Source organism: Desertihabitans aurantiacus (assembly GCF_003344635.1).
Classification (GTDB): domain Bacteria; phylum Actinomycetota; class Actinomycetes; order Propionibacteriales; family Propionibacteriaceae; genus Desertihabitans; species Desertihabitans aurantiacus.
The window spans coordinates 1-7823 of record NZ_QPKK01000185.1 but is presented as its reverse complement, the minus strand read 5'-3'; the positions used below and the strand labels follow the sequence as shown (position 1 = coordinate 7823).

Annotated in this window: 6 protein-coding genes; 3 read left to right on the top strand and 3 right to left on the bottom strand. The window is 73.6% G+C overall.

What is annotated here, in order from left to right:
* Nucleotides 1-212: 212 nt before the first annotated feature.
* Nucleotides 213-3161, top strand: a complete 2949-nt coding sequence (gene gcvP, locus DVA66_RS14105) for an aminomethyl-transferring glycine dehydrogenase (protein ID WP_114560662.1) — start codon at nt 213-215, stop codon at nt 3159-3161.
* A gap of 28 nt (nt 3162-3189) precedes the next feature.
* Nucleotides 3190-4575, top strand: coding sequence for an alpha-galactosidase (melA, locus tag DVA66_RS14100; RefSeq protein WP_114560661.1), 1386 nt, complete (start codon nt 3190-3192; stop codon nt 4573-4575).
* Nucleotides 4576-4582: 7 nt separating this feature from the next.
* Here melA and DVA66_RS14095 read toward each other — a convergent pair whose 3' ends face one another.
* From DVA66_RS14095 to soxR, 3 genes are read right to left on the bottom strand one after another with little or no spacing between them, the layout of a single operon-like run.
* Nucleotides 4583-5779: a YhjD/YihY/BrkB family envelope integrity protein gene (locus DVA66_RS14095; protein WP_114560660.1), complete on the bottom strand. Its 1197-nt coding sequence runs from the start codon at nt 5777-5779 to the stop codon at nt 4583-4585.
* A gap of 17 nt (nt 5780-5796) precedes the next feature.
* Nucleotides 5797-7023, bottom strand: a complete 1227-nt coding sequence (locus tag DVA66_RS14090) for a pyrophosphate--fructose-6-phosphate 1-phosphotransferase (protein WP_114560659.1) — start codon at nt 7021-7023, stop codon at nt 5797-5799.
* 43 nt (nt 7024-7066) lie between these two features.
* The gene (gene soxR, locus DVA66_RS14085; RefSeq protein WP_114560658.1) at nt 7067-7540 is read right to left on the bottom strand and encodes a redox-sensitive transcriptional activator SoxR; all 474 of its coding nucleotides are present in this window, start codon (nt 7538-7540) and stop codon (nt 7067-7069) included.
* A gap of 75 nt (nt 7541-7615) precedes the next feature.
* Here soxR and DVA66_RS14080 point away from each other — a divergent pair.
* Nucleotides 7616-7823: pilus assembly protein TadG-related protein (locus tag DVA66_RS14080; protein WP_408608913.1), on the top strand; the 208-nt coding region annotated here is incomplete at its 3' end.

Below are 7823 nucleotides of genomic sequence, written 5' to 3'. Positions count from 1 at the left end.
GCCGCCGAGCTCGCGCGGCTGGCTGAGTACGGGCCGCGCTCGCGCGGCTGGCTGGGTACGCGCCGCGCTCGCGCGGCCGGCTGACCTGGCCCCGACGGGGCACCCGGCCGCCGGTGTGCCCGCTGCCGGCCCGCCGTCTAGGGTGGTCGGGCCACGGGAGGGGAGAGCCAGCCGCTGACCCGCGGGACCCCGACGGTGGCAGGGAGAGCGAGATGGCCATCGTGACCGACAGCCCCGCCCCGTCCGCCACCGCGGACGCCGGGGACGTCCTGACCGCCACCGCCGACGGCGCCTTCGCCGCCCGGCACATCGGGGTGGGCCCGCAGGACCAGCAGCGGATGCTCGACGTGCTCGGGCTGTCCTCGGTGCAGGAGCTGGTCGACCGGGTGCTGCCCGAGCAGATCCGCACCCGCGAGCCGCTGGCGCTGCCGCAGCCGCTCAGCGAGGACGGCGCCCGCGTCGCGCTGGCCGAGCTGGCCGCCCGCAACCGGCCCTGCACGGCGATGATCGGCCTGGGCTACCACGGCACCCTCACCCCGGCGGTGATCCGGCGCAACGTGCTGGAGGACCCGTCCTGGTACACCGCCTACACCCCTTACCAGCCCGAGATCAGCCAGGGCCGGCTGGAGGCGCTGCTGAACTTCCAGACCGTGGTCTCCGACCTCACCGGGCTGCCGGTCGCCGGCGCCAGCCTGCTGGACGAGCCGACCGCCGCCGCCGAGGCGATGGCGCTGGCCCGCCGCTCGGTGAAGAAGGGCGAGGTGTTCCTGATGGATGCCGACACCCTCCCGCAGACCATCGCGGTGGTGCAGACCCGCGCCCGCGCGCTCGGCATCGAGGCGGTGGTGGCCGAGGGCGACCTGGTCACCGCGCTGCAGACCACCGACGCGTTCGCGGTGCTGGTGCAGACGCCGGGGGCCAGCGGGGCGCTGCGCGGGTTCGAGGAGCTGGCCGCGGTCGCGCAGAAGGCCCACGACAACGGCGCCCTGGTGGTGGCCGCCTGCGACCTGCTGGCGCTGACCATCACCGCCGACGTCGCCTCCTGGGGCGCCGACATCGCCGTCGGCAGCAGCCAGCGCTTCGGCGTCCCGCTGTTCTACGGCGGCCCGCACGCCGCCTTCATGTCGGTGCGCGATGGGCTGCAGCGCTCGCTGCCGGGACGGCTGGTCGGGGTGTCGGTGGACGCCGACGGCACGCCGGCCTACCGGCTGGCCCTGCAGACCCGCGAGCAGCACATCCGCCGGGAGAAGGCGACCTCCAACATCTGCACCGCCCAGGTGCTGCTGGCTGTCACGGCCGCCATGTACGCCGTCTACCACGGCCCGGACGGGCTGCGCCGGATCGCGACCCGGCTGCACACCGACGCCGCCCGGGTCGCCGCCGCGCTGCAGGAGGCCGGCTTCGAGCTGGCCCACACCAGCTTCTTCGACACCCTGCAGGTGCGGGTCCCGCACCGCGGCCGCCAGGTGGTCGCTGCCGCCCGCCAGGCCGGGCTGCACCTGCGTCCGGTCGATGCCGACACCGTCGGGATCAGCATCGGCGAGGACGCCGGGGAGCACCAGCTGCAGGCACTCTGCGAGGCCTTCGGCGCCACCCTGTCCGACCGCACGACCGGCGACCTCGCCGGGCAGGTGCGCGAGCGGGACTTCCTCACCCACCCCGTCTTCCGCACCCACCGCTCCGAGACGCAGATGCTGCGCTACCTGCGCTCGCTGTCCGACCGCGACTTCGCCCTCGACCGGGGGATGATCCCGCTCGGCTCGTGCACCATGAAGCTCAACGCCACCACCGAGATGGAGCCCATCTCGCTGCCCGGCTTCGCCGACCTGCACCCCTTCGCCCCGGTCGAGGACGCCGGCGGCTACCGCGACCTGGTCGCCACCCTGGAGGAGTGGCTGGCCGAGGTCACCGGCTACGCCCGGGTCTCGGTGCAGCCCAACGCCGGCAGCCAGGGCGAGCTCGCCGGCCTGCTCGCGATCCGCGCCTACCACCGCTCCCGTGGTGAGCACGAGCGCGTGGTCTGCCTCATCCCGTCCTCGGCGCACGGCACCAACGCCGCCTCGGCGGTGATGGCCGGCATGTCGGTGGTGGTGGTCCGCTCCACCGCCGAGGGCACCGTCGACCTGGACGACCTGCACGCCAAGATCGAGGCCCACCGCGACCGGCTGGCCGCGATCATGGTCACCTACCCCTCCACCCACGGGGTGTTCGAGGAGACCATCACCGAGCTGTGCGCGGCGGTGCACGAGGCCGGTGGCCAGGTCTACGTCGACGGCGCCAACCTCAACGCCCTGCTCGGGCTGGCCAAGCCGGGGGAGATCGGCGCCGACGTCAGCCACCTCAACCTGCACAAGACGTTCTGCATCCCGCACGGTGGTGGCGGCCCGGGAGTGGGGCCGGTCGGCGTCCGGGAGCACCTGGCGCCGTTCCTGCCCACCCACCCCATGCTGGACGTCGCCCCGCTCGACGGGCACGCCGGTGACGGGGCCGCGCCGGCCGTCGGGCCCGTCTCCGGTGCGCCGTACGGATCGGCGGGGATCCTGCCGATCTCGTGGGCCTACATCGCCATGATGGGCGCGGACGGCCTGCGCGCGGCGACCGAGCAGGCGGTGCTGTCGGCCAACTACGTCGCCGCCCGGCTGGCCGAGCACTACCCGGTGCTCTACGCCGGCCGCGGCGGGCTGGTGGCCCACGAGTGCATCCTCGACCTGCGGCCGCTGACCAAGGCCAGCGGGATCACCGTCGACGACGTCGCCAAGCGGCTGGTCGACTACGGCTTCCACGCCCCGACGATGAGCTTCCCGGTGGCCGGCACGCTGATGGTCGAGCCCACCGAGTCGGAGGACCTGGCCGAGATCGACCGGTTCTGCGAGGCGATGATCGGCATCCGCGAGGAGATCGCCCGGGTTGAGGCGGGGGAGTGGGGCCGGGAGGACAACCCGCTGGTCAACGCCCCGCACACCCTGGCCCGGGTGACCGCCGACGAGTGGACCCACGCCTACTCCCGCACCGTCGCCGGCTACCCGACCGGACGCCGCAGCGGGCCGGTGGCCGAGGGCCGCGGCGACAAGTACTGGCCGCCGGTGGCGCGGATCGACCAGGCCTACGGCGACCGCAACCTGGTCTGCTCCTGCCCGCCGCCGGAGGCCTTCGAGAGCTGATCTGACGGACCCGCTACGGTCGGGGGGCATGACGACGACGTCCCAGCCCACCATCGCCATCGTCGGAGCCGGCGGCTTCGTGTTCCCCTTCCGCCTGGTCGGTGACCTGCTGAGCTTCCCCGCCCTGCGGTCGGCGCGGCTGCACCTGATGGACATCGACGCCGGGCGGCTGGCCCCGGTCGCCGCGGCCGCCCGGGAGCTGGTCGACCACCACGGCCTCGATGCCACGGTGGTGGAGACCACCGATCTGCGTCAGGCGCTGGGCGGGGCGGACTTCGTCATCATCACCTTCCAGGTGGGTGGGGTGGAGGCCTACCGTCACGACGTGGAGATCCCGCGTCGCCACGGGGTCGACCAGACCGTCGGCGACACCCTCGGCCCGGGCGGGGTGTTCCGCTTCCTGCGCTCGGTGCGGGCCTACGACGAGATCGTCGCGGTGGCCGGCGAGCTGTGCCCGGACGCCACCGTGATCAACTACGCCAACCCGATGGCGATGGCCACGGGCTACCTCAACGCCCGCGGGCTGCGCACCGTGGGGCTGTGCCACAGCGTGCAGGGCACCACCCGGATGCTGGCCCGCACCCTGGACGTCCCCTACGAGGAGGTCTCCTTCCGCTGCGCCGGGATCAACCACCAGGCCTGGGTGCTGGAGTTCCGCCGCGGTGCGGAGGACCTGTACCCGCGGCTGCGCGAGACGATGCTGGCCCGGCACCGGCCCGGACGCGACGCCGGGCAGCTGCGCGCCGACGCCGGCGACCACTCCGGGGCCGCGGACGCCGCCAGCACCTACGAGGGCGGCAACGAGCAGGTGCGCACCGCGCTGATGGAGACCTTCGGCTACTTCCAGACCGAGTCCAGCCACCACGCCTCGGAGTACGTGCCGTGGTTCCGCAAGGACCCGGCGGTGGTCGCCGACTACATCCCCCAGCGCTGGGACTACTACGAGATCTGCGCCGCCCACGACGGCGGCGGGGAGGTGCAGCAGCAGCTGGCGCGGCTGAAGGCCGAGCTGGCGCCGTCGGTGGAGTACGGCGCGGCCATCGTCGACGCGGTGGTCACCGGCACCCCGACCGTGGTCTACGGCAACGTCCCCAACCGCACCGGGCTGATCTCCAACCTGCCGCCGGAGGCGTGCGTCGAGGTGCCCTGCCTGGTCGACGGCCAGGGGGTGCAGCCCACCGCCCAGGGCGCGCTGCCGCTGCAGCTGGCCGCGCTCAACCGCAGCAACATCGCGGTGCAGACGCTGGCCCTGCAGGCGGCGCTGGAGGGCGACCGGGACGCGGTCTTCCACGCCGTCGCCCTGGACCCGCTGGCCGGGGCGCTGTGCACCCTGCCGCAGCTGCGCGCGATGACCGAGGAGCTGCTGCAGGCCCACGCCGCCTTCCTGCCACCCGCCCTGCAGCCGGCCGGCTGAGCGCCGCTCAGCGCCGGCGGCGCCCGAGCCGGGAGGCCACCAGCGAGCCGAGCCCGATCCCGGAGGCGGCGCCGAACACCCAGCCGACCGCCGAGGCGATCCGGGAGGAGCGGACGGCCACCGTCTGCGGCACCTTGACGTCCTCCGACGGATAGCTGACGTCGAGCTGCTCCGGGCCGATCTGCACCCGCTCCCGACGTGCCCAGTCGACCCTGGCGGCGTAGGGGTTGCGGCCCCGCCCACCCGGGGCGGCGTGGGCCGGCTCAGGCATCGGCTCGACCGCCGGCTCCAGGTCGACCTCGGGGTCGGCCTCCAGCGGGGCGTCGGCCGCGGATCGCTCGCCGGCGACCGCCCGCTGCTCGGAGGTGGCGACCCAGGCGGCCAGGAAGAGGATGAGCCGCGCGAACAGGTTGAGGAAGAGCATGAGCAAGATCACCGGGCCGAACACGGTGAACGCCGCGTTCTCGGTGAACAGCCCGACGATCGTGCTCGACAGGTAGGTCAGCGCGGCCAGCCCGACGGTGCCCATCACGCAGCCCTTGAGCACGGCCGGGGTGCGCACCCGGGTCTGCGGCAGCACCGAGAAGAGGAAGGCGAACAGCGCCAGCCCGAGCAGCAGCGAGCCGAGCAGTGGCACCAGCCGCAGCAGCACCGTGATGCCGGGGACGCCGTCCAGCGCGAGCCACCCGAGCACGGTGTCGGCGAGCCAGGTCGCGACCGAGGAGAGCGCGACGGTGCCCGTCACCAGCGCGATCAGACCGATCAGGATCGCGATGTTGACCGCCGTCTCGAGCACGATCATCCGCCTGTGCTCGGGGTCGTCGAACCGCGGCCGCCACTGCGCGCGCACCGCGCTCTTCAGCTGGGCGACCCAGTTCGCACCGGCGTAGAGGGCCGTCGCGCCGCCGACGCCGACGATCGCCCCGGCCCCCTCCAGGCCCTCCTCCAGGACGGGCTGGAGGGTGTCGGTGAGCTGGGGTCCGAACGCGGACAGGACGTCGTCGAGCCCGGTGCGCAGCTCGTCGGCGAACAGCAGCCCGACCAGCCCGAACGCCACCGCGACGACCGGCACCAGCGCCAGCACCGAGAAGTAGGTGATGGCGCCGGCGAAGGCGTTGCCCATCCGCGCGTCGAAGCGGGCGTTCGCCCGGAGCAGGTGCGCCACCCAGGGCTGGGAGGTGATCTTCTTCAGCAGCTCGCCCACCGGCCGACTCCGGACCGTCAGTGGGCGGCGGATGCGGCGGCGGTCGGCGCCGGCTGGCCGATCGAGGCCAGCATGGAGCTGAACCAGCCGGTGGTGATGTCGAAGGGCTTGCCGCCCTTGATCCGCTCGAACTCGATCGCCCGCAGCTCCTCGCCGCGCTCCTCGTCCTGGCCGATCACGCCGGACTCCCCGCGCAGGGCGCAGTCGACGGCGAGGTCGGTCATCGAGCGGATCAGCTCCAGGTCGGCCTGGTTGGCCGCGGCCGAGCGGGAGTAGTAGCCCGACTTCTGCACCATCACCTTCTCCGCGCCGAGCTTGGCCGCGAACTGCTCGGAGAACCAGGCGCCCGGGTTGATCTTGTCCAGCTTGACGTGGCCGAAGGGGTCGCGGGCGACCTCCTGGCCCGACGCCTCCAGCTGCGCAACGATCGACTCCAGCCCGGCTCCCTCGGAGAGGAAGATGGTGACGTTGCCGACGGAGTCCATCACCGAGCGCAGCCGCTCGGCCTCGGCGTCGATGTCGATCTCTGCCTCGGGCACGTAGACGGCGTGGACGTCCCAGGCCTCGCGGCTCAGCCCGATCTCGGGCAGCCACTCCCGGCCGTCCAGCCACTCCCGGTAGGCCTGCGCGGTGGCGGCGGTCAGCCACCCGCAGTTGCGGCCCATCACCTCGTGCACGATGAGCATCCGCGAGCCGGAGTTGTGCTCGGCGACGATGTTCTGGGCGAAGCGGGCGCCCATCGAGGCGGCGGTCCAGGCGCCGAGGGACTGCTTGATCGGGACGACGTCGTTGTCGATCGTCTTCGGCAGCCCGACCACGGTCAGGCCGTAGTCGTTGGCGGCGAGGTAGGCGGCCAGGTCGGCGGCGGTGGTGTTGGTGTCGTCACCGCCGATGGTGTGCAGCACGTCGACGCCGTCGCTGGCGAGCCGGTCGGCGGCCACCTTCAGCGGGTCCTCACCCTCGGCCACCAGACCGCGCTCGACCAGGTCCTTGGCGTTGGTCAGCTTGACCCGGCTGTTGCCGATCGGGGAGCCGCCGTACTCGTGCAGCAGCCCGGCCTTGGCCCGGACGGTGTCGGTGACGGTGATCGAGTCGCCGGAGAGCAGGCCCTGGTAGCCGTGCTTGTAGGCGATGATCTCGACCTCGGGGGCGATCTCGGTGTAGCGCTGCACCAGCCCGCCGATGGCGGAGGAGAGGCAGGGGGCGAACCCGCCGGCGGTGAGCAGAGCGACCTTCGTGACCATGGAATTGCGACCCTTCGTCCGTGGTGTGCGACCAGCCAGCACCCTAGTGCCTGCCGGCGGCCTCTCCGCGCCCCGTGGCCTCCAGCCGGACCGCACCCGGACCGTCGCCGGCGAGCGCGTCGTCGGGGTTGCTCAGCGCGCAGGAGTCCAGGCTGAGGCAGCCGCAGCCGATGCAGCCGTCGAGCTGGTCCCGCAGCCGCTCCAGCCGCTCGATCTGCTCGTCCAGCCGGCTCCGCCAGGTCTGCGACAGCCGGGCCCAGTCGGCCCGGGTGGGGGTGCGCGAGGAGGGCAGCGTGGCCAGCGCCTCGCCGATCTCCTCCAGGGTGAGCCCGACCCGCCGGGCGGAGCGGATGAAGGCGATCCGGCGCAGGGTGGTGCGCCGGTAGCGGCGCTGGTTGCCGGTGTTGCGGGTGCTCGCGATCAGCCCGCGCTCCTCGTAGAAGCGCAGGGCGGTGTGGGCGACACCGGAGCGTTCGGCGACCTCGCCGATGGTGAGCTCGTCCCGCGGGCTGGGCATGGGCGTCACGCTAGCCGTCCACAGACCGGCCGGTGCCCCTCGCGCACCGCGGCCCGGGGACGGCAGACTGCGGGCATGCGGACGGACGAGCGCGGCCAGTCGGTCTCGCTGCTCGTCCTCGTCGTGCTAGCCGGGTTGTTCCTGGTGGCCGGTCTGGTGGTCGACGGCGGTCAGCAGGTGGCCGCGACCCGGCGCGCGGAGGGGGTGGCCGCGGCCGCCGCCCGGGTCGGCGTCGATGCCGGCGCCGGGCCGCTGGTGGCCTCGGCCGACCGGTCCGCCTCGG

Coding starts and splice junctions, on each gene's coding strand:
- melA (WP_114560661.1), top strand. CDS start 3,190: ATGACGACGACGTCCCAGCCCACCATCGCCATCGTCGGAGCCGGCGGC.
- soxR (WP_114560658.1), bottom strand. CDS start 7,540: ATGCCCAGCCCGCGGGACGAGCTCACCATCGGCGAGGTCGCCGAACGC.
- DVA66_RS14090 (WP_114560659.1), bottom strand. CDS start 7,023: ATGGTCACGAAGGTCGCTCTGCTCACCGCCGGCGGGTTCGCCCCCTGC.
- gcvP (WP_114560662.1), top strand. CDS start 213: ATGGCCATCGTGACCGACAGCCCCGCCCCGTCCGCCACCGCGGACGCC.